This window comes from Pseudoxanthobacter sp. M-2, assembly GCF_046156265.1.
Lineage (GTDB): Bacteria > Pseudomonadota > Alphaproteobacteria > Rhizobiales > Segnochrobactraceae > CAMDHY01.
Window position 1 is genome coordinate 22,190 of the sequence record NZ_JAWDIR010000001.1, and the last position, 20,836, is coordinate 43,025.

General features: G+C 66.4%; 21 protein-coding genes. All 21 read right to left on the reverse strand.

Going from position 1 to position 20,836, the window contains the following annotated elements; genetic code table 11:
• Nucleotides 1-109: 109 nt before the first annotated feature.
• On the reverse strand, nucleotides 110-1,519 hold the full coding sequence (fumC, locus tag RUR49_RS00095; protein WP_409144283.1) for a class II fumarate hydratase: 1,410 nt from the start codon (nucleotides 1,517-1,519) through the stop codon (nucleotides 110-112).
• Nucleotides 1,520-1,841: 322 nt separating this feature from the next.
• Nucleotides 1,842-2,735, reverse strand: a complete 894-nt coding sequence (locus tag RUR49_RS00100; RefSeq protein ID WP_409144284.1) for a CheR family methyltransferase — start codon at nucleotides 2,733-2,735, stop codon at nucleotides 1,842-1,844.
• Nucleotides 2,732-3,883, reverse strand: a complete 1,152-nt coding sequence (locus tag RUR49_RS00105; protein ID WP_409144285.1) for a chemotaxis response regulator protein-glutamate methylesterase — start codon at nucleotides 3,881-3,883, stop codon at nucleotides 2,732-2,734. The genes RUR49_RS00100 and RUR49_RS00105 overlap by 4 nt, the downstream gene beginning before the upstream one ends.
• A 33-nt stretch (nucleotides 3,884-3,916) precedes the next feature.
• A complete protein-coding gene (locus RUR49_RS00110; protein ID WP_409144286.1) occupies nucleotides 3,917-4,288 on the reverse strand; it encodes a response regulator in 372 nt (123 codons plus the stop codon).
• 52 nt (nucleotides 4,289-4,340) lie between these two features.
• Nucleotides 4,341-4,811, reverse strand: a complete 471-nt coding sequence (locus RUR49_RS00115) for a chemotaxis protein CheW (protein WP_409144287.1) — start codon at nucleotides 4,809-4,811, stop codon at nucleotides 4,341-4,343.
• Entirely contained in the window at nucleotides 4,808-7,573 is a 2,766-nt protein-coding gene (locus RUR49_RS00120; RefSeq protein WP_409144288.1) for a chemotaxis protein CheW, read from the reverse strand. Before RUR49_RS00120 ends, RUR49_RS00115 begins: the two co-directional genes overlap by 4 nt.
• Nucleotides 7,574-7,652: 79 nt before the next feature.
• Nucleotides 7,653-9,326 (reverse strand): methyl-accepting chemotaxis protein, encoded by a 1,674-nt coding sequence (locus RUR49_RS00125; RefSeq protein ID WP_409144289.1) that lies wholly within the window; start codon nucleotides 9,324-9,326, stop codon nucleotides 7,653-7,655.
• Nucleotides 9,327-9,349: 23 nt separating this feature from the next.
• Nucleotides 9,350-9,859 carry a hypothetical protein gene (locus RUR49_RS00130; protein WP_409144290.1) on the reverse strand — a complete coding sequence of 170 codons (510 nt, stop codon included), beginning with the start codon at nucleotides 9,857-9,859 and terminating at the stop codon, nucleotides 9,350-9,352.
• Complete coding sequence (locus RUR49_RS00135; protein ID WP_409144291.1) at nucleotides 9,856-10,218, reverse strand: flagellar protein FlgN; 363 nt, start codon at nucleotides 10,216-10,218, stop codon at nucleotides 9,856-9,858. Before RUR49_RS00135 ends, RUR49_RS00130 begins: the two co-directional genes overlap by 4 nt.
• Nucleotides 10,218-10,793: a rod-binding protein gene (locus tag RUR49_RS00140; protein ID WP_409144292.1), complete on the reverse strand. Its 576-nt coding sequence runs from the start codon at nucleotides 10,791-10,793 to the stop codon at nucleotides 10,218-10,220. The genes RUR49_RS00135 and RUR49_RS00140 overlap by 1 nt, the downstream gene beginning before the upstream one ends.
• 48 nt (nucleotides 10,794-10,841) lie before the next feature.
• A complete protein-coding gene (locus RUR49_RS00145; protein ID WP_409144293.1) occupies nucleotides 10,842-11,225 on the reverse strand; it encodes a hypothetical protein in 384 nt (127 codons plus the stop codon).
• Nucleotides 11,226-11,253: 28 nt separating this feature from the next.
• A complete protein-coding gene (fliR, locus tag RUR49_RS00150) occupies nucleotides 11,254-12,006 on the reverse strand; it encodes a flagellar biosynthesis protein FliR (RefSeq protein ID WP_409144295.1) in 753 nt (250 codons plus the stop codon).
• Entirely contained in the window at nucleotides 12,006-14,102 is a 2,097-nt protein-coding gene (gene flhA, locus RUR49_RS00155; protein ID WP_409144296.1) for a flagellar biosynthesis protein FlhA, read from the reverse strand. Before flhA ends, fliR begins: the two co-directional genes overlap by 1 nt.
• A 25-nt stretch (nucleotides 14,103-14,127) precedes the next feature.
• A complete protein-coding gene (fliQ, locus tag RUR49_RS00160) occupies nucleotides 14,128-14,394 on the reverse strand; it encodes a flagellar biosynthesis protein FliQ (protein WP_409144297.1) in 267 nt (88 codons plus the stop codon).
• Between the two features lie 2 nt (nucleotides 14,395-14,396).
• On the reverse strand, nucleotides 14,397-14,798 hold the full coding sequence (gene flgD / locus RUR49_RS00165; protein WP_409144298.1) for a flagellar hook assembly protein FlgD: 402 nt from the start codon (nucleotides 14,796-14,798) through the stop codon (nucleotides 14,397-14,399).
• Nucleotides 14,799-14,834: 36 nt separating this feature from the next.
• Nucleotides 14,835-15,254: a flagellar biosynthesis repressor FlbT gene (gene flbT / locus RUR49_RS00170; protein WP_409144300.1), complete on the reverse strand. Its 420-nt coding sequence runs from the start codon at nucleotides 15,252-15,254 to the stop codon at nucleotides 14,835-14,837.
• On the reverse strand, nucleotides 15,251-15,589 hold the full coding sequence (gene flaF, locus RUR49_RS00175) for a flagellar biosynthesis regulator FlaF (RefSeq protein ID WP_409144301.1): 339 nt from the start codon (nucleotides 15,587-15,589) through the stop codon (nucleotides 15,251-15,253). Before flaF ends, flbT begins: the two co-directional genes overlap by 4 nt.
• 23 nt (nucleotides 15,590-15,612) lie before the next feature.
• A complete protein-coding gene (locus tag RUR49_RS00180; RefSeq protein ID WP_409144302.1) occupies nucleotides 15,613-16,662 on the reverse strand; it encodes a flagellar hook-associated family protein in 1,050 nt (349 codons plus the stop codon).
• A gap of 4 nt (nucleotides 16,663-16,666) precedes the next feature.
• Complete coding sequence (gene flgK / locus RUR49_RS00185) at nucleotides 16,667-18,124, reverse strand: flagellar hook-associated protein FlgK (protein WP_409144303.1); 1,458 nt, start codon at nucleotides 18,122-18,124, stop codon at nucleotides 16,667-16,669.
• Between the two features lie 41 nt (nucleotides 18,125-18,165).
• Entirely contained in the window at nucleotides 18,166-19,422 is a 1,257-nt protein-coding gene (locus tag RUR49_RS00190; protein WP_409144305.1) for a flagellar hook protein FlgE, read from the reverse strand.
• A 78-nt stretch (nucleotides 19,423-19,500) separates the two neighbouring features.
• Nucleotides 19,501-20,826, reverse strand: a complete 1,326-nt coding sequence (gene fliI / locus RUR49_RS00195) for a flagellar protein export ATPase FliI (RefSeq protein WP_409144306.1) — start codon at nucleotides 20,824-20,826, stop codon at nucleotides 19,501-19,503.
• Nucleotides 20,827-20,836 lie beyond the last annotated feature (10 nt).

A 20,836-nucleotide genomic window follows, 5' to 3' on the forward strand; every position in this document is an offset into this window, starting at 1 on the left:
GGATACTCCCCGGGAAGGACGTTTTATGGTTCGATGACGCACGGTCGACGGCAAGCGCAGGCGCTCGACCGGCGGGAGCGCGAGTGGCCCGCCGGCAAACTGCGTGGCGTCAGCCGTCTTCCTTGGCGACGTAGGGTTTCACCATCTTCGCCGGGTCGACGACCCGCAGGAACTCTTCCTCCGTCACGAAGCCGAGCGCCAGCGCCGCTTCCTTGAGGGAGAGGTCGTGGTCCATCGCATGGTGCGCGATCTTCGAGGACTTGTCGTAGCCGATGACCGGCGCCAGCGCCGTGACGAGCATCAGCGAGCGGTCGACATATTCCTGGATGCGCTTCAGGTTCGGCTTCGTCCCCTCGATCAGGTACTTGCGGAAATTGTCGCAACCATCGGAGGCGATGACGATCGAGTGCATGACGTTGAAGATCATCAGCGGCTTGTAGACGTTCATCTCGAGATAGCCGCTGGCGCCACCGAAGCCGACGCTGACGTCGTTGCCCATCATCTGCACGGCGACCATGGTGAGCGCCTCGGCCTGGGTCGGGTTGACCTTGCCGGGCATGATCGACGAGCCGGGCTCGTTCTCCGGGATGATCAGCTCGGCGAAGCCGGCTCGCGGCCCGCACGACATCAGGCGGATGTCGTTGCCGATCTTGTAGAGCGAGACGGCAAGCGTGCGCAGCGTGCCGGAGAACTGCACCAGCGCGTCGTGGGCGCCCTGAACGGTGAACTTGTTGGGGGCCGTGACATAGGGAAGGCCGGTGATCGTGGCGATCTCGGCCGCCACCGCCTCGGCGAAGCCCGGCGCGACGTTGATGCCGGTGCCGACGGCGGTGCCGCCGAGCGCCAGATGGTAGACGTCACCAAGGGCGTGTTCGAGGCGCCCGATGTCGTCGGCCAGCATGCCCGCGTAGCCCGACCATTCCTGGCCGAGGGTCAGCGGCGTCGCGTCCTGCATGTGCGTGCGGCCGATCTTGACGATGTCGGCCCACTCGTCGGCCTTGGCCGAGATGGCGTCGTGCAGCGCCTTGACGGCCGGGATCAGCCGCGCCGTCGCGTTCACCCCGGTTGCGATGTGCATGGCCGACGGGAACGAGTCGTTCGACGACTGCGACATGTTCACGTGGTCGTTCGGATGCACCGGCGCCTTGCTGCCGAGCGGCGTGCCCGCAAGCTGGCAGCAGCGGTTGGAGATCACCTCGTTCACGTTCATGTTGAACTGGGTGCCGCTGCCGGTCATCCAGACGTGCAGCGGGAACATGTCGTGGTGCTGGCCGGCGAGGATCTCGTCGCAGACGGCGACGATGAGCTTGTACTGCTCTTCGGGCAGGCGGCCGCCGGCGTGGTTGGCGCGCGCCGCGGCCTTCTTCAGGATCGCGTAAGCCGTGATCATCTCGCGCGGCATCAGGTCCTTGCCGATGCTGAAATGCTCGAGTGATCGCTGGGTCTGCGCGCCCCAAAGCTTGTCTGCCGGGACCTCAACCTCACCGAGACTATCGGCTTCCTTGCGAAGATCCGGCATGATAGTCTCCCTCAATTGTTGAATTCTTGGCGCTCGCGGAATTTTCTGGCGCTCTGGCGGGCAGCAAACGTGTTTTCATGCCACGCTAGGACCTTCGTCGCCACATGCTCTATGGGTTCTCCGGCGAGTGTCAAGGCTCACCGGGGCAACGGCAAGAGCACCGCCATCGTGGCGTCCGCGCGCATGTCGACGGATGGCCAGAGGGCCGGAAGCGTCACGTCGCGTGCCGCGATTCTGTTCGCGGCACGCTTCGGTTTGACGACGGGATCGCCCACCCGCGGGAAGCCGTCGGCAGTGGATGCCGCCGACGGCCCGATGCCGATCAAGCCGTCGCGGCGTTCGGAAGACGCCAGGCCACGGGCTTGGACTGCAGGGCACCGTCCTTGGCCGTCCGGCTGCCCGCCCGGTCCACCCTGAACAGGCAGCGCTGGGATTCCAGGGGCTGGAAGGCCGCCGTCAGGCCCAGGACCGTCTCCGCCCCGCCGAGCACGAGCACGCCCTCCGGGCGCATGATCGTCGCCATCCGCTCGAGCACGCTGCGCTTCGTCTCCACGTCGAAATAGATCAGCACGTTCCGACAGAAAACGACGTCGAAGATTCCTAGATCGGAAAAATTGTCCAGCAGGTTGACGAACTTGTACGTCACCATGCGACGGATCTGCGGCGAGATCTGCCACCGGTCTCCCACCTTGGTGAAGTACTTGGCGAGATAGTGGACGGGAAGACCGCGCTGGACCTCGAACTGCGTGTAGATCCCCTCACGGGCGCGCTCGAGGATCGGCTGGCTGATGTCGGTCGCGATGATCTCCACGCGCCTCCCCGCGACCAGCGCGGGATTCTCCGACAGCAGCATCGCCAGCGAGTAGGGCTCCTGCCCCGACGAGGCCGCAGCGCACCAGATCCGGATCGTCTGCCCCGCCGACGTCTGCTGGATCAGGGCCGGCAGCACGACGGCCTGGAAGGCGTCGAAGGGGAGCTTGTCGCGAAAGAAGAACGACTCGTTGGTGGTCATCGCCTCGACGACACTCTGCACCTCCGCATGGGCGCCCGGAGTGCGCAGCCGCGCGACCAGTTCGCCGAGCGTGGCGCACCCGAACTGGCGGGCAACCGGCAGCAGACGGCTCTCGATCAGGTAACCCTTGTCCGCGGCGAGCACGAGGCCCGAGCGCGTCTTCAGCATCGTCTGGAGGAACGCATAGTCACTGGCACTGATCATTTCCTGCCCCCAAGCATGCGGATCACCTTCGGGCCGATGTCGCTGATCGGCAGCACCTCGAACGCGGCACCCGCCGCGACGACGGCGCCCGGCATTCCCCACACCACGCTCGTCGCCTCGTCCTGTGCCAGAACGTTGCCGCCGGCACCGGTGATGGTCGTCGAACCGCGGGCGCCGTCGGCGCCCATGCCCGTCAGCACGATGCCGAGGAGGCCCGAGCGGTAGACCGCCGAGGCGGCGTCAAACAGGACATCCACGGCCGGCCGGCAGAAGTTGACCGGCGGGTCGTCGTTGAGCTGGATGCTCGCGACGCCACCCGACTGGGTGATGCTCATGTGACGCCCGCCGGGGGCGACGTAGATGTGGCCTGGCCTAACCGTCTCGCCGTGTTGACCTTCTGCGGCCGGTCGTCCGGCAGCGCGGGCGACGTGTTCGGCCAGGATCGCCGTGAACGTCGGCGGCATGTGTTGGGTGACCAGCACCGGCAGGTGGCCGATAGCCGGGCCGATCGCCGTGAAGAGCCGGTTGAGCGCCTGTGGCCCGCCGGTGGAACTGCCGACGACGATGGCGGAGACCGGGCCAGGATTGTAGGCGCGCAGCTTCACCGGGGCCTTCACCCGCGCCGCCACCGTCGGCGCCGCGGCTGCGGCCTTGCGCTCGCTCGTCCGCGCCGCAGACGAGGGGCGTGAGCGACGACCGAGTGCGCGGATCTTCGCCAGCAGTTCGTCGCGGAACGGCTCCGCTCCCGACTGGCCCTGCACCGCCTCCGGTTTCGCGAGATAGTCTGCCGCACCGCGCGTCAGGGCGCGAAGGCTGATCTCGGCGCCACGCCGTGTCAGGCTCGAGGCGACGAGAACGACGGTGCCCGGCGCCCGCTCGAGGATCAGCGGCAGGGCGGTGAGCCCGTCCATCTCGGGCATCTCGAGATCGAGCACGACGACGTCGGGGCGGCTCTTGGCGACGTCGTCGACGGCGCGGCGGCCGTTCGCATGCGTCGCGACGACCTCGAGGTCGGGGGCCGCCCGGAGCCACCCGCCGACGATCGAGCGGATCAGCATCGAATCGTCGACGATCATGACCCGGAGCTTTTCGGCGGTGGGAGCCGCCACGCCGCTCGAAGCTTCGGACTGGAGAGGGAGTGTCTGCATTGTGAGGGCCTTCCTTTTGCGGCGCGGATCGCTTTACGCCGCGATCAGGCCCACCTCGCGAAGCTTCTCTTCGATCACTTCGGAATCGAACGGCTTCATGATGTATTCGTTGGCACCGATCGAGATCGCCTCGACGATGTCCTCCAGCTCGCTCTGCGTCGTGCAGAAGATCACCTTCGGATCGGCGCCGTGGGGACGCCGCCGCAGCTCCCTGAGGAAGTCAGGGCCGTTGAGCAGCGGCATGTTCCAGTCGAGCAGGATCGCATCCGGCATCTCCCGCTCGCACGCCGCCAGGGCGACCACGCCGTCGCCGGCTTCCGTGACCTCGAAGTCGAGGCTTTCCAGGATGCGTCTGACGACGCGGCGCACGACGCGGGAGTCGTCGACGACGAGGCAGGTCTTCATGGCTGTTGTCTCTTCAGATCTGGTGCCGGAGGCTGATGGCGTGACCCGGAGGTCACGCCCGCAGCTCCGTCGGCGCCCCGCCGACGGTGCGGCCGACGTCGAGGATGACCATCAGTTCCGCGGGCAGGCGGTGGACGCTGCCGACGATCGCGGCCCAACGGCGGTCGAAGTTGGCCGGGGGCGGCTCGGACTCGCTCGTGTCGACGGTGCAGACCTCACCGATCTCGTCGACGATGAGACCGTATGGCTCGCCGCGGTACTCGACGCCGATCGCCATCGGGCGGTTGACGTCCCCCTGGGTGTAGCCGAGCACCCGGCGCATGTTGAGCGCGGTGACGATCCGTCCCCGCAGGTTGAGGACGCCCTCGATCGCTCCGGGCGCCAGGGGGACGCTGGTGATCCCCTCCGGCGTGAAGACCTCCTGGACGGCCTCGATCGGCAGGCCGAACAGCTGGCCGGCGATCCTGGCGGTGACGTACTGGCGAAGCGACTGGGGAGTGTCGCGCTTGCTATCGGTTTTCATGCCGCTGCATCCGTGAGCTGCGAGGTGGACGAGGAGGAGGCGGAGATTTCGGCGAGCGCCGAGACGAGGCCCGCCCGGTCGAACTTGCCGACATAGTCGGTGAAGCCGGCGGCCCGGCCACGCTCGACCGCCTCAGGCGTGCAGACGCCGGAGACCGCGATGATCGGCGTGTGCAGGAAGCGGACGTCCTGCCTCAGGATGGTGGTGAAGGCGAAGCCGTCCATCACCGGCATGTCGATGTCGCTGACGATGGCGTCGCACGGCCCGCCATTGGTCAGGTAGCTCAGCGCGTCTTCCGGCGCGCGGAAGCCGGTGACGTCGCAACCGGCCGCCCGCATCATCGGCTCGACCAGGCTCCGGTAGAAGTCGCTGTCGTCGACGAGAACGACACGCAGTCGGGCCGTGGTGCGATTGGCCGGGGCACGATCGAACCAGTCCTTGAAGCCGGTGGCGAGGAAGTGGCCGACGTCGAGAACCGCGGTGGCTGCGCCATTGATGATCGCCGCTCCGAAGGCACCCGGAACGTCCGACGGCAGCTGGATGTCGAGACGATCCTCGACGATGTCGACGATCTCGTCGACGACCAGGCCCATCGACCGCTCGCCCTCGGTGAAGACGAGAACCAGCAGCGTGCCTTCGGTCCGCTTCGGCATGTCCTCCGAGGCGGGCACCAGCGGGATAAGGTCGCCGCGATACTGGAAGACCTGGCGGCCGTTGGCGTACTCGACCGCGGTCGCCTCGACTTCCTCGAGCCGGGTGATGAGCGACAGCGGCACCGCCTTCGGCTCCTTGGAGCCGGCGCGGACGATGAGCATCGACACCAGCGCGGCATCGACCTTGTCCTCGCCCGACACGCCCGGCCCGTCGTGGGCGGCGGTTGCCTCGGACGCAAACGTGGCGGCCTGTGCGACACCATTGGGATCGACGATCATGATGACGCGACCGTCGCCGAGGATCGTGCAGCCCGAGAAGATCGCCACACCGCGCAGCTTGGAGGACATCGGCTTCACGACGATCTCTTCCGTCTGGCACACCGTGTCGACCACCAGGCCGAAGACCTGGCCGCCGACCCGCATCACCACCACAAAGCCCGCCTGGGGATCCGCCGCGGCGTCGGTGTCGGCCGTGCCAAGGAGGTCGGCGAGACGGACGATCGGCAGCAGCGTCTCGCGGAGCCGCATCACCGGGGCACCCTTCAGCTGCTCGATGACGTGCTCGGAACCCGCCTGGGCGCGTACCAGTTCGACGACCGCGAGCTGCGGAATGGCGAAGCGGTCCTGGCCGACGGAGACGATGAGCGCCGGCAGGATGGCGAGCGTCAGCGGGATCTTGATCGTGAAGGTCGAGCCCTCGCCGAGCTTCGAGCGGACGTCGACGGTGCCGCCGATCTGCTCGATGTTGGAGCGGACGACGTCCATGCCGACGCCGCGACCCGACACGCTCGTGACCTTCGCCGCGGTCGAGAAGCCGGGCTGGAAGATGAAGCGGAAGACCTGGGCGTCCGACATCTTGGACACTTCGGCCTCGGTGGAGAGGCCGTTCTCGATTGCCTTGGCCCGGATGCGGGAGACGTCGAGGCCACGGCCGTTGTCACCGACCTCGATGACGATCTGCCCGCCCTGGTGATAGGCGGCGAGCTTGATCACGCCGCGCTCGGACTTGCCGGCCTTGATCCGCTCGGAGGGGGACTCGAGCCCGTGGTCGGCCGAGTTCCGCACCATGTGGATCAGCGGATCTTTGATCAGATCGAGGACCTGGCGGTCGAGCTCGGTCTCGGCTCCGGTGAGCTCGAGGTCGATGTACTTGCCAAGGTCGTTCGACAGGTCACGAACGAGGCGCGGCAGCTTCTGCCAGGCGTTGCCGACGGGCTGCATGCGCGTCTGCATCACCGCGGTCTGCAGCTCTGCGGTCACCGTCGACAGCCGCTGCAGGCTGACCTTGTACTCGTTGTCCTCCGAGCGCCGGGCGATCTCGAGCAGCTGGTTGCGCGTCAGCACCAGCTCGGAGATCGTCGTCATCAGATGCTCGAGCGTGTCGACATTGACGCGGATCGTCTGGCCGGAGACCGGGCCATGGCCACCGCCGTCGTCGTTGGCCGCAGCGGCCGGAGCGGCCGGAGCCGCCACGGGCGGAGCGGTCACCTTCTCGACGAGCTTGGGAGCAGCGGCAGGCTTCGGCGGATCGACCGGCGTCTCCCGGAACATGCGCTCGAGCTCGTCGAGCGAGACTTCGCCCGGCATCAGGTCGCGGTCGAGCGTCTGGACCGGCGCTTCCGCCTTGACCGGCGCCGCAGCCGGCTTGGGGGGCTCCGCCGGCTTGGGGGCCTCGGCCGGCTTGGAGGCCTTGGTGGCCTTCGCGGCCTTGGCCGCTGGCGCGGGCGCCGCCTCGCCGGAAGCCATGGCGACCAGTTGGCTGATCAGGTCCTCGTCGGATCCGACGGGCTCGATGCCCTCGCTCGCTTCCAGACCCGCCAGGATCTCCTTGATCCGGTCGATCGTGGACAGAACGAGGCCGACCGCGTCGGAGGTGACGGTCATTCCCTCGCGGAACCGATCCATCAGCGACTCGGCCGCATGAGCGAGGGTCGCCAGACGGGTCAGGCCGATGAAGCCGCAGGTCCCCTTGATCGTGTGAACCAGGCGGAAGATGTTGTTGAGGATCTCGGCGTTGCCAGGGTCCTGCTCGAACTTGATCAGCTGAGTATCCGCGACGTCGAGATTCTCGTTAGTCTCGGTGAGGAAGTCGCGCAAAAGGTCGTCCATCGGTCAATCCCCGGCGTTTCGTACGGTTTTGAGTTCGACGGCCGGTCGAGGCGCAGCCGCGCCCGGCCGTCGCGATGCTTCAGGCTGCCCGAACGCGGGCAATGAAGGTGTCGACCTGGCTGCGCAGGCTGCTCGCCTGGTTCGAGAGGTCGGCGGCGGCGTGAACGATCTCGGTGGAGACGCGACCCGTGTCGTTGGCGGCCCTGCTGACGCCGACGATCGTCGTCGTCACTTCCTTGGTGCCGTAGGCCGCCTGCTGCACGTTCTGAGCGATCTCGCCCGTCGCGGCGCCCTGCTCCTCGACCGAGGAGGCGATCGCGGAGGAGATCTCGTCGATCCGGCGGATGGTGCCGGAAATCGCCTCGATCGCCTTGACGACCTCGTTCGTCGAGCTCTGCACCGCGTTGATCTGGGCGGAGATCTCGCCGGTCGCCTTCGACGTCTGCTCGGCCAGCGTCTTCACTTCCATGGCGACCACCGCGAAGCCCTTGCCGGCCTCGCCGGCGCGTGCCGCCTCGATCGTCGCATTGAGCGCCAGCAGATTGGTCTGCGAGGCGATGTCGGTGATCAGGTTCACGACCTGGCCGATGCGCTGGGCGCTGGCCGACAGGCTGCGAACGGCTTCCGCCGTGCTGCTCGCCTGGCCCGTCGCCTCTCCGGCGACCGAAGCGGCCATGCTGACCTGCTGGCCGATCTCACGCACCGACGCCGACAGCTGCTCCGCGGCCGAGGCCACGGTCTGGACGTTGGTGGTGGCCTGCTCCGCTGCCGCGGCAACGGCGGTCGACTGGCGGGACGTCTCGTCGGCCGAGGTGCTCATCACGCCGGCGCTCTGCTCGAGCTGCGAAACCGCGGCCGCCACCGAGCGGACGATACCCGACACTTCGTCGTCGAAACGGTCCGCGAGTTCGTTCATCGCCGACCGCTTCTCGACCTCCGCCCGCTGGGCAGCAGCGATCTGGTCCTTGCGCATCTGGTCGGCCGCCTGGAGCTCCTTCAGCAGCGCCTCGGTGGCGTTCCAGATGTCGCCGATCTCGTCCTTCGAGCGCCGCGGATCGATCTCGAGGTCGAGCTTGCCACCGGCGATGTCAGTAAGAGCCTGCGAGGCCCTGACGAGGGGGCGGCTCAGGAGGCGCGTGCCGATCCAGATGGCGAGGCCGATGCCGATCAGGAGACCGGCGGCGGCGGTCAGGAGGATGGTCGTCTGCTCCCGCTTCGCCTTGGCGACCATGGTGTCGCGGATCGGGCCAACCTGCGCCTGCAGCTGCTCGGCGTATGCGTTGACGGAAGCCTGGAGCGCCTTGCGGTTGGCTCGGTTGGCGTCGTTGTTGCCCTGGACGTTCGCCGCCTGGGGTCCCTCCTCCAACGCGAGGCGGGCCGTCTCGGCACGGAACTCACGGAAGCCCTTGAGGTCGCTCGCCATCTGGTCGAACAGCGGGGCATCCGCCGGCGGCGTCAGCGCCCGCAGATGCTCGGTAACATCGTCGATACGGTCGAGGTTCTTCATGATGCCCTCCGCAAAGGGCTTCGCCTTCTCGGAGCTCGCGGACATGTAAGTGCCGCGGGATTCCATCACGACCGCCGTGATGAACTTGTCGATACGTTCGACGAAGAAGGCGCGCTGCGCCGTCTGGTCGAGCAGCAACGCTTCATTCGCCGAACTCTGCAGCGAGCGGTACGACGTCACTCCCACGACGACGGTCGCCGCCGCCAGAACGCCGACGATTAGGAATAGCTTTCCACTGATCTTCACGTCATGTCTCCCATTGTGCCGCATCAGTGCGCCGCATCGGCGGCTTTCGTCGGCTTCTGCTCATCCTTCATCGCCTGCATGGCGATGCGTCTCATGTCGTCTTTTTCGATGTAGTTCAGTCCTTCGACGAGGATGTCCTGCACGACCTCGTAGTTCATCCGGCGGTTGGTATTTTCCTTCACCGCAACGGTGATTTCATTGAGATTGTACTTTGACAGCTTGCCGAACTCGACGACACCGTTCGTGTAGATCTCTCGGAATGCCTCGTCGGTTACGAAAGAGTCCGGCTCGACACTCATCTCGTTCAGAAGACCCGCGTCCGCCGTGTAAACAAGCTTCGCAACCACATATCCTTTGACTTCTCCCTCGGAAATCATCGGAACCGTGATCGTCGGGAGCTTTCGGTACTCCAGCCCCTCGAGATAAACTTCCTCTTCCTTGCCGGACTGGCCGACGGCCCAATACGCCGCGGCGTAGCTCGAGCCGATCGTGATCAGGCAGACCCAGAGCCCGATGAACAGGAGCTTGATCATCCGGGCGTCACCGGATCGGCGATGCGGCTGTCGTAGGTTCCATCCCAGTCCACGTCGCGCATGGCCCTGGACAGAATTTCTGAGACTTCTTGCGATGCCTCATAATGCAGGGCCAACAACGAGCGATCGCGGACGAGCTTCTCGCGAATTCCACGAAGCCTATCGGCCAGCACCTGGTCCGCAGCAACGTCGACGTCCGTCACCTGTGCTCGAACGAGTTCCAGCAGCGCCCGCGACTTCTGGCGAGTGGCCATGTCGTGGTCGTAGGGCTGGCGCGTGGACAGTGCTTCGATCTCTGCGTCGAGGATGGCCTCGAGGCGATTGAGAACACTCGTGACGGCCTGTTGGGCGGGGGTCATCACGAGGCCTCCCCGATCTGCTGGTCGAAGTCGAGCGGGAGGCCGACGCCGCCGGCGAGGTGAGGCGCCTCGGCCTGCAGGCCTCGAGAGGCGGCCATCGGCGTCGAGCCGTCCATGGACGACCCCCGCAGCGCCGCGGCCGCACGCATCTGGTCGGCGATGCCGATGCCACCGGCCTCCGCCAACTGGGCCGCGATCTTCTCGGCCAGCATCCCCTTCCAGATGCGGCCGCTGGTGCCCTCGCCGAAGACCGCATCACCGCGGCTCGGCATCATCGTTTCGACGAAGGTGGTGAGCGCCATCGCTTCGAACCGGCTGTAGACGTCGTCCTGGCGCCGAGGGCCGGCGGCACCGTTCGAGAAAAGAGCCTCGTTGGTGCGACGGGTCGCGAGGACGCCGGCGGCGTCGGTGAGGTGCCGCGGGCGCGAACCCGCGGCCCGGTCGAGGGCTGCATCGAACGCGAGGGCGTCCACGGAGGCGCCGCGCGTCAGACGCCGGCTCGCCTCTGCCACCTGGGTGGGGTCGGCGGCCCGAACGACATCGAGGACGATGTCGGAGGGTGGGCGAATGCTCATCGGGGGAACACCAGGCTCAGCGACTTTGTTGCTGGCACACTGCCCGCCCTAGCTTACGGGAGGCTTGCACGATGTCCGCGACAGGGAGCGCAGCGCGATTTCTTCCATCGCCTTGCGCTCTTCTTGGCGTGCGTGCTCGACGGTGAGCCGATCGGAGGTCGTCTCCGCCCGTCGCAGGCGCAAGCCCGCCTCGCGGACCGTCTCGCGCTGACTGTCGGCCTTGCGCCGCGTCTCGCTGACGCTCACCGCAACACCACGCAGATGCTTCGCCGACTGCTCGACGAACAGGCCGTGCAGATGCGAGCCCTCGCTCAGGGCCTCGAGGAGCGACCGCTCCTCCGCTGCCAGGCGCTGTTGCGCCTCGAGCGTCGTGGCGAGGGCCTGCTGGGCGCGCGTGTGCAGTTGCGACTGCACGGAGACGATGCGCTGCATCCGTCGAAGGCGTGACTGTGACATGGCGCTACCCCGTCGCCAGCCACGTTCCGACCGAGCCGCTGAAGATAGACAGCAGCTCCTTCACCGTGAACAGCAGCAACAGCATGCCGCCCGCCAGGAAAAACGGCACGGCGACGAAGAAGATTGGCACCGTCGGCGTCAGCTTGTTGACCAGGCCCGCCGCCAGGTTGACGATGATCGAGAACACGATGAAGGGGCTCGCGACACGCAGGGCGAGCAGGAAGGCTTCCGACAGCTGATCCGTGATCGCGACGAGGGCGAACTGCGGAAGGAAGCCGCCCGACGGTGGCATCGCATCGTAGGAGGCGACGAGGCCGCGCAGGAGTTCCCAGTGCTGGTCGGTGACGAACAGCATGACGGTCGCCGTCATGGTCAGCAGGGTCGAGAGCGCTGGCAGTTGTTCACCTTCGTCGACCATCGCACCGGGCATGCCGCCGATACCGATCGACTGGGCGATCACCGCGGCAAAGGACTGCAGCGCCAGGAAGAAGAGGCGGCCGAGCAGGCCGATCAGCAGCCCGATAGCGCTCTCCGAGACGATCCCCGCCAGGAGGCTCGCCGGTGTCGCCCCCTCGGCGAGGGGAAGCACGGTCGGGTAGAGCGTCGGCGTCAGCGCCAGCGAGACGGCGATTGCGATGTAGAGCCGGACAGACGCCGGGATGCGGCTGCTCGAGAAGCCCGGCGCGATCAGGATGCAGCCGCCCACCCGGCAGAACACCAGGAACGTCGCCAGTAGAATCTCGGACGGCACCGCCATCAGGAGATGCTGCCGAGCGACTTGATTTCGACGCCCCGGGCGATCTCGACGTGGGACAGTACCGGCAGCGAGGGGAACATCCGCTCGACGATCATGCGCACGTAGGGGCGCGAATCGGGCGCGGTGACGACGACAAAGGAATGGTTCTGACGCAGACGCTCGCGGATCGCCGCCGAGGCCTCGGTCCCGAACTGCTCCACCAGCCGCGGGTCGATGTCGAACTCGACGACGTCGCCCTTGCCGTCGCGCTTCAGGCTCTGGTGGAAGGCGAGGTCCCAGCGGTTGCCGAGGCGCAGGACGTTCAGGACGCCGTTGGTCGCGAGGTCGCCGCAGATCTGCTGCGCGATCCGCATGCGCACATGCTCGGCGACCTGCTCGGAGCGGCGCGCATGCGGCACGATCTCCGCCACCGCCTCCAGGATCAGCTTCAGGTTGCGGATGGAGATGCGCTCGGCCAGCAGCAGCTTCAGCACTGCCTGCAGCCCCGAGTAGGAGATCTGCGAGGGGCAGATCTCCTCCATCAGCCGCTTGTATTCTGGCTCCAGGCGGTCGAGGAGGGAGCGCATGTCCTTGTAGGAAAGGAGCTGCGGCAGGTTGTTGCGGATGACCTCGGCGAGGTGGGTCAGCACGACCGAGAGATTATCGACCGGAGCGAAGCCGTCGCGGCGCACCTCAGACGCGAAGGCCTCCGAGACCCAGACCGCAGGCAGACCGAACGCGGGCTCACGAACCTCGTCACCAGGCACATTCGGCTTGCGTCCGTCTCCGGTCACGACGAGGAGCTCGCCGATCCGCAATTCCTGATTGGCGATGGCCGTGCCGTACAGCCGGATCTGGTAGCTCTTGGCCGCAACGCCGAGGTCGTCGGAGATCTTCACATCCGGAATGACGAAGCCGTACTGCTCGGCGAACTTGCGGCGCATCTTGCCGACGCGGTGCGAAAGCTCGGTCGGCGAGCGGAGGATGGCGTTGGCGAGTTGCTTGCCGACGACGAGTTCGAGTTCAGCGACACGCAGCGATTCCTTGACTGACTCGCGGGTCTCCCGGGCTTGCTTTTCTGTCTGCTGGCGCTGCTGTTCCTCGCGCGCGGCCTGCTTGGCGGCGAGTTGTCTCGGGATCGTGTAGCCGATGAAGGCCATGACGCCGCCGAGCACCATGAACGGCAGTGCCGGCAGTCCCGGCACGATGGCAAAGCCGAACATCAGGGCGGCGGCGACGAAAAGTGCCCGGGGGTAGGCGCCGAGCTGGCTCAGGATCGCCTGTTCGGCTGAGCCGCGAGTGCCACCCTTGGAGACCAGCAGGCCCGCCGCCAGCGAGACGATGAGCGCGGGGATCTGCGAGACGAGGCCGTCGCCCACCGACAGCCGCGTGAAGACGTCGGCCGCCTCGGCGAGCGGCATGTCATGACGCGTCGTACCGATGATGATGCCGCCGAAGATGTTGACGGCGATGGTGATCAGGCTCGCGATCGCCTCACCACGGACGAACTTGGAGGCACCGTCCATCGAGCCGAAGAAGGCGCTCTCCTCCTCGAGTTCGCGCCGCCGGCGCTGAGCCTCCTTGTCGTCGATCAGCCCGGCCGAGAGATCGGCGTCGATCGCCATCTGCTTGCCGGGGATCGCATCGAGGGTGAAGCGCGCGCCCACCTCGGCGATGCGCGTCGCGCCCTTGGTGATCACCAGGAAATTGACGGTGACCAGGATGAGGAAGACGACGATGCCGATGACGAAATCGCCGCTCATGACGAACTGAGAGAAGCCGGCGATGACGTGGCCGGCGGCCGTCACGCCCTCATTGCCATGCGCCAGGATCAGCCTGGTCGTGGCGATCGAGAGCGCCAGACGCATCAGTGTTGCGATCAGCAGGATCGTGGGAAAGGCAGAAAACTCGAGTGGCTTCTGAATCCACAATGCCACCATCAGGATGAGAACGGAGATCGCCACCGACATCGCAAGGCCGATGTCGATCAGGACTGTCGGGATCGGCAGAAACAGAACCGCCAGGATCGCGACGATGCCGAGCGCGAAGCCGACGTCGTTCAGCGATTTGCGCTCCACGGCTGGCGTTGCAGCCAGGGTCGCGTTGGTTGGCTTCACTGCGGATCTCCCCCCGCGCCGGCTGTCAATAACCAGTCGCGATCCGGCCGTATACTTCTTCGGTGAAGGCGAAAATCTGCGCCCCGATGAAGGTTCCCGTCAGCGCCGTGACCACGAGGATCGTGATGATCTTCGGGATGAACGTCAGCGTGACTTCCTGAACCTGGGTCAACGCCTGAAAGAGAGCGATCGCGATGCCCACGACCATCGCGGCGGTAACAGCCGGGCCGGCCGCCAGGATGACGGTCCAGATCGTCGACTGGACGATATCGAGGGCGTCCGACTCATTCATGGCTAGGCGATGACCACGCCGTCGTCGAGCTTGAGGGTCTTGCCATCCGCCAGGGTGCACACCGGGCCGTCGCTGGTGATCTTCACCGATACGACTTCACCGCTGATCTTTCCGTCGCCGGACGTGACCGTCCGGCCGATCATGTTCTCGGCGAGGCTGAGGGCCGACGAGGTGAGAAGAGAGTCGAGCTTGTTGTTGACCTGAACGCTCTGCTCGACCTGCGAGAAGGAGGCGAGCTGCGCGATGTATTCGGTCGACTCCATCGGCTTGGTCGGATCCTGGGTCTTCATCTGGGTGACGAGCAGGCGCAGGAAGGCTTCCTGGTCGAGGGTCGAGCCCTGGGGACGCGCCGTCACCGGGTTGATCTGCTGTGTGCTTGCACCGAGTGCCGTCACGTCGGCCATGGCGTTCTCCTGTCCGCTGCGCGGAACGTCTTGTGATCAGGCGGCTTCGGCGATGGAAAGGCTCGGGCGAGCCAGGATCTCGGCCTCGACAGGAAGCAGCCGGCGGATCTCGCGCAGCGCGTCGAAGCATCGGTCCGCCGCGACGAGCGCCTCGGCACTGGCGAGGCCGGACAGGATCGGCCCGCTCGAGAACGCCGAGCGCGTGCGGAACATCAGGTTGGAGAAGAGCTTTTCCGCCGCGGCAGCATTCTGCGGGTCCATCAGCGCGGCCTGCAGCACGAAGTAGAGCTGACGCAGCGGCGTCGTCGTCTCTTCCGGCTGCAGGACGTGCCCTTCGAGCAGGAAGGTCGCATCGTTCAGGAGCTCGAGGGTGACCTTCCGGTTGGCGCGCAGGACGGCGCCGTTGATGAAGACGCGGTCGCCCGCCTTCAGGGTGAGTTGCATGGGCTTGCTCATCTCAATCCATCCCTGACGGTGCGGTTGATGTCGATCAGCCCGGTGAAGCTCTGGCTCGCCCCGCTGAGCAGCCGATCGGCCTCGCGGATGACCCAGAGGCCGATCGAGATGAGGTCGGTGCGCAGCGGCCCGGAGAGGCTGTTGCCCGGATCCGACAGGTCGGAAATCAGGAAGCCCCAGAGCTGCTGGACGTAGCGCACCGCCTCGGTCGCCTCGGCGGAACGGGGATCGCCGGCCGCAGCTCGGGTCAGCAGCTCGATGCCGTGATCGAAGGCCAGCACCTCGCGGCTGCGGCGCTCCTGCGAGTCGTCGTCCGCGATCTCAGCATAGGACATTCTGTACATGTTCGCTCCGCTTATCAGCGATAGTTGAGAATGCTGAGGTTCATGATCTTTGACGTCAACGAATAAGACATCTCGATCTGGGTACTCAGCGTGTCGATTTCGACTTTCTTTTCAGCCGGATCGACGCGCTCCTGGGCGATGATGCGATTGGCCACGATGTCGAGCTGGAGAGAAAGCCTGTCGTTGGCGACCTTGATCTCCTGCTGGGCGACTCCGAGACGTGCTTGCAGGCCGGCGAGGTCCGACAGGGCTCCGTTCAGCGTCGAAGCAGCATGATCGACGAGCACTTTCCGCGTATCGGACCGCAACTCGCCGGCACCGAGCCTCGACAGCATCGTGTATGCCTCGGCAAGCTTGCGCAGCCCTGTGTCGTTGGCGCTCGCCGACGTGGCGATCGTCCGGCTGCCGGAAATTCGGCTCTGCTGGGCCGCATCGCTTGCCGACGACCAGTTCGCCTTCCACGACGCCTCGGAGAAGAGATCGGCGAATGCGCCGTTGAGGAAGGACTCCATGGCGGCAGGAGAAATGTTCTCGACGAGGGGGCTCGACTGCGGATCGGTGGCCGGAAGCCCGAAGGCTGCGGCGAAGGCCGCGTCGACAGCCTGCATCGGCGTCGTCTCGATGTCCGCCAGGGGCTTGGCGGTCGTGTTGATGCCACCGAACAGATAGGAACGGCCATCGCTGGAATTCATCGCGCTCGCGAAAGCCGTCAGGGCCGCGGACGCCTGGTCCTGCAGAAGCGCCACGGCGTGATCGGAGCCTGGCAGCGCGAGCGTCGAACGCAGGAGTTCGTTGGCGGTATCCGAGACGTTCTGCAGCGCCACCTGCGTCTGATCGAGACGTGCCACCGCCAGCGAGTTGCCTGTCCGCATCCCTTCCAGCCCGTCGAAGTCGTTGCGCAGGAAGACGAGCCTTCCGGACTGCGCACCGAGCGTCGTTCCGATATCGGCGTGTCGACCAGTGACGACTTCCGACGTTGCCCTCGCCAACTGCTGCTGCAGGCTCGTGAAGTTCGTCCGGGCGGACGCGGCGATGGACAGGCTCGAGATGAAACTGGTCCGCATGAGACTATCCTGCTGAGGCGAGCAGCGTCTTGAACAGCTCGTCGATGATCGAGATCAGCTTGGCGGAGGCGGCGTAGGAGCGCTCCAGCTGCAGCTGATTGGCGTATTCCTCGTCGAGGTTCACGCCCGTGGCGTTCGACAGTGACTCCGAGGCACGAGACAGCACGGCGGTCTGATATTCGGTCTCTGTCGTCGCGGTCTGGCGGCGGCTCTCCAGCCAGCCGACGGAGGCGGTGGCAAAATCGGCGAGGCTCGAGGGGCTCGCCAGACCGGTATCGCCCGCGAAGGACTGCGAGGCATTGGTCGCCACTGCGAGGGCGAGCAGGCGGTCCGGGTAGGCCGCGGACCCCGATGCGTTGTAGCGGTAGTCGGCACCGTTGACGCCGCCGTCGCGGATGAGGTCGACGGAGCCGCCGGCCGCGGGATCGACCGCGCTGCTGAGGCGAATGCGGCTGGCGATCCCCGCCGTGCCCGCGTCGGGGATCGTCGCGCCGCCGTCATTGAAGATGCCCGCCAGTGCCGGCCCTCCGGCACCCGACTGGTCGAGTTCCGCGAACGCCGTGATCACGCCACGGGCGACCTCGTCGAGCTGGCGCTGGTAGCTCAGCGAGACGTCGTCCCGCAGACGCGCGAGGCCGGCGAGGCGTCCGTCGCGCAGCGGCATGCCGGCCGCCTCGCTCGTCACCGGCACGCCGTCGATCATCACGGCGTTGCCGACGGTATCGGCGAGATAGACGTGGGTCGGATTGAAGGAAACCGCGCGCGCGCGTCCCTCGAACAGCGTGACGCCACTGTCCGTATAGATCGCGAGATCGTTGTTCTCCCGCGTGATGGTCGTGACGCCGAGTTCCTCCGACAGTGCGGCGAGGACACCGTCGCGCTTGTCGAGCATGTCGGTGACGTCCGCACCCAGCGCGGTCCCGGCAACGACGGCACTGTTGAATTCCGAGAACTGCCCGAGAAGATTGTTGATGCGCGCAACCGACGTCGCCATGTCCGCGTCGGCGTCGCGGCGGACCGTGATCACCGCCGAGGCAGCCGAGTTCAGCGTGTCGACGAGATCGCGACCGGCCGTCACGACGCCCTGGCCGAAGAGCGGGTCGTCCGGCGCATTGGAGTACTGCGCTACGGCCGTCGAGAAGGCACCGATCTTCGCCGCCGGCGACTGCTGCAGTTGCGGGTCGGCAACGGTCTCGGCGAGTTGCTTCAGGCCGTTGAGCATCGCCTGCTGCCCCGCCGCCCGAGATGTGGCGTCGAGCATGCGGGTGTAGAGCGGTGCATCGGCCGCCCGCGTCACCTGGGGGATGCGGGCGGCGCCGTCGGCGGTGGTCGTCGTCGTGGCGATCTTGCGCGAGTATTGGGGGTCGTTCGCTCCGGACACGTTGCGTCCGGAGACCGAGACCTGCGTCGACGTCGCCTGCAGCGACGACCGTGCAGTGTGAAATGCAGCTGTCAGGCTCATCCGCGACCCCGTCTACCGGTTCGGTGCCTTCGCTCGGCCCATCACCGCTTCAGGTTCATCAGGACATCCAGCAACTCGTTGCCCGTCTGGAAGCTCTTCGAGTTGGCGGTGTAGTCGCGCTGGGCGATGATCATGTCGGTGAGCTCGGTCGCCATGTCGACGTTCGACTGCTCGAGCGCGCCGGAGATGACGCCGCCGTAGCCGCCCTCGGTCGGGAAGCCCATCTGCACCGCGCCGGAATCCGTCGTCGTCGCGAAGACGTTGCCGGGCATGGGCTGCAGGCTGTCGGGACTCGAGACGTCGGCGAGCGGGATGCGGAAGGCCGGCAGCTTGGCGCCGTTCTCGTAGACGGCATAGACCGTGCCGTCGCCTTCGATGGCGATATCGGACACGACGCTCGGAGCACTGCCGTTCACGGCGACGTTGATGGGCGTGTAGTCGGTCGCGAGCTGTGTCATCGAGCTCACGTCGAGCTCCAGCGTCTCGCCGCCGGGAATGTCGATCGACAGCATGTCGCCACTGGTGAGGTTGCCGTCCTCGTCGAACTCGAGCGTCTGCGTCCCGATCGCGGCGTCGGCATAGGGGAAGCCGCCGTCGGCCGCGGCGCCGGCCTGGTCATAGACTGCCATTTCCCACGAAGCCGGGCTTTCGGACGTCTTCGTCATGTAAATGTCGAGGACGACCTCATTGCCGAGCTTGTCGTAGGCGATCATCGACGACTTCACCGAAGTCTCGGCATTGGCATTGTTCGAGGACGGCAGCGGCCCCGTCACGACATCGTTCGTCGACGGCAGGTTCGCCGTGAAGACGCCCTCGGTGCTGGCCTTGGCCTGCAGATTCATGTTGGAGAGATTGATCGGCTCGAGATTGCCAAAGCCGTTCAGCTCGACCGACTTCGGGCCGTTGCTGATGTCGTAGCCCATCAGCGTGTAGCCGCTGGAGTTGACGAGGTTGCCGGTGTTGCCGTCGATCACGAAGGCGCCCGCGCGAGACAGGAACGGATTGCCCGTCGCATCGGTCACCGCGAAGAAGCCACGCCCCTGGATCGCGAGGTCGGTCGGCGACGTCGTGTAGTTCAGCGCACCCTGCTGCGACACGGAATAACGGACGTTGGTGACGACCGCGCCGGAGTTGTAGTTGTTCTTCCCACTCTCGAGAATGAGCGAAGAGAAATCGGTCCACGCCCGCTTGTATCCAGTGGTACCGGCGTTGGCGATATTGTCAGCAATGGTGCTCAGCCGGTTGGACTGTGCATTCATGCCGGAGACGCCGGTGCGCAGAACGCCATAGAGGCTCATCGTGGGAGTCCTTCAAGTGACTGATTGAGGAGAAGATGGAATGGCTCGCTTGCGCGAGGCTGGCGCTCGTCCTCGCCGTTACTGCGGCGCCAGCGACTGTGCGAGTTCGGAGAAAACATCACGGCACAAGGGGTTCTCGGGCCCCTGCCTGAGGGCGTCGTAGAGGCGGGTGGTGATCGAGACCGCCTGATCGAGTTCCGGATCACTGCCGGGGTGGTAGCCGCCGAGAAGGCGCAGGTCGCGGGTGTCCTCGAAACGCGCGACCAGCCGGCGCAGGCGGACGACGAGCTCGCGCTGCTCCTTTGTCCACACCAGGTCGGAAAGCCGTGAGATCGAGCCGAGGATGCTGACCGCTGGAAAGCGGCCCTGATCCGCAATGGCGCGGTCGAGCACGATATGGCCGTCGAGAGTGCCGCGGATCGCGTCGGCGACGGGATCGTTGTGGTCGTCGCCATCAACCAGCACGGAGAACACGCCGGTAATGGTGCCGGTCCCTTCCGGGCCGGGGCCGGCTCGCTCCAGGAGCCGCGGCAGATCGCTGAAGGTGCTCGGAGCATAGCCGCGGGCCACAGCCGGCTCCCCGGCCGCCAGCGCCACGTCGCGCGAGGCGTGGGCATAGCGGGTGACCGAATCGATGATGAGCAGCACCGAGCGACCGCGGTCGCGGAAGTATTCGGCTGCGCACATCGCGGTCTGCGGCGCCAGCCGGCGCATCATCGGGCTCTCGTCACCCGTCGACACGACGACGACCGACCGGTGCCGGTTCGCAGCGAGCGGGCCCTCGAGGAACTCGCGGACCTCGCGGCCACGCTCGCCGACGAGACCGATGACGACGACGTCGAACTGCTCGGCGCGCGCGAACATCGACAACAAGGTCGACTTGCCGACGCCCGAACCGGCGAAGATGCCGATGCGCTGGCCCTCGCAGATCGGCGTGAACAGATCGACCACCTTGATGCCGGTGCGCAGCGGCTTGCGGATGCGTCCGCGCGTCATCGCCGCCGGCGGCGGGGCCTCCGTCGGCAGCATGATCTCGCCCTGCGGCAGCGGCCCGCCGCCGTCGATCGGTTCGCCGAGGGCGTCGATGACGCGGCCGATCCAGGCGTCGGACGGGGCGAGGCCCTTGCGGCCCACCCGGAACGCGACATCGCCGACGCCGACCGAACCATTGTTGTCGAAGGATTTGACGGTCGCGCCGGCCTCGTCGATCTGCACTACTTCGCCGATCGATGGCCGTCCGGCGCTCTCGAAGCCGATTCGCTCTCCGAGCGAGACGAAGCGCGACAGCCCCGAGACGCGATAGTGGCTCGGCGAGACCTCGCGGACGATGCCCCCGACGCGCACGAGCGGCACGTTCGCACTGCAATCGTCGATGGTGGCGGCGAGACGCGCGAGCGAACTCATCGGGCGAAAA